At 39.2% G+C, this 933-nt stretch carries 1 pseudogene; it reads left to right on the top strand.

The features are described 5' to 3' along the window. Positions 1 to 221: 221 nt before the first annotated feature. Positions 222 to 933, top strand: a pseudogene (locus AB4496_RS27835) (ATPase); the annotation flags it as partial.

Raw genomic sequence — 933 nt, 5'->3', positions numbered from 1 at the left:
TTGTTATGGGACCTCATATAACATCGGGGAGACCAACCTAGTAGCTGATTGGGTTATTAAGCTTTGTATCAACTGCTTACAATTCATTTTATAAGTCATACTGCCAAAACGGAGCAACCGATTGCGTTAAACAGAAGTTCCATATTGTTCAGTGCAAATTGGTGAGTCGAGACTGTGAATAAGATATAAGGTGCACTAATTAATAAAACTCTAGGTTATTCATGTTCCGCGCTTTTAATCTACTTTCTCTAATTATCCTGGCTTCTTCCGTATCTTTTTACGTTAAGGCTAGTGGTTCGATTACCATCGGAGTTCAAACCTCAGGATTTTCTCCGTACGTTGTTGTCCAAGAGGGGGAGGTTTCGGGATTATTGCCTGAATTGACCGGTTTCTATGCAGAGCGTGAGTTGAATGGCTTGGAGTTTGTCGGTTTTCATTCTCCGTCGGATCTAAATAACGTACTTAAAACTGAACAAGTTGATGCCATTATTACGGCTGAACAAAATGTTTCTAGTAGCGGTGTTATTTACTCTAAACCTATCTTATCTAGTCGAATGGTTAGCCTAAGTAGTGAGCCTATTGAAAGCCACTTATTAATGAAGGGACGAAACCTGGCTTATTTTGAAGACTCGAGTAACGCGTCTTCTGTGAAATCGCTTCTCCCATTTTCTTCTTTTAAGTCATATTCATCCTATCAAACCGCGATTGCTGCTGTAGCTCGAGAGAATGCGTTAGCCATTGTTGATGATGGAGTGTTACTGCACAACAAGTTAATGAATAGCCCCTATGAGTTATTTTTGTCGGTCAACTTACATGATGGTTTACCCTTAAATAATTATGTTATTGCCTTGCTGGATACGCCTGAAAATAGGAAGTTGCTGGGTATTATCAATAACGCTATAAACCAAGATAACTCAAGCAAGCTTGTTAATA

This window comes from Vibrio sp. 10N.222.46.A1, from assembly GCF_041473595.1.
Lineage (GTDB): Bacteria > Pseudomonadota > Gammaproteobacteria > Enterobacterales > Vibrionaceae > Vibrio > Vibrio tasmaniensis_A.
Note: the sequence above shows the minus strand (reverse complement) of the source record. Positions and strands in the feature narration are given on the sequence as shown.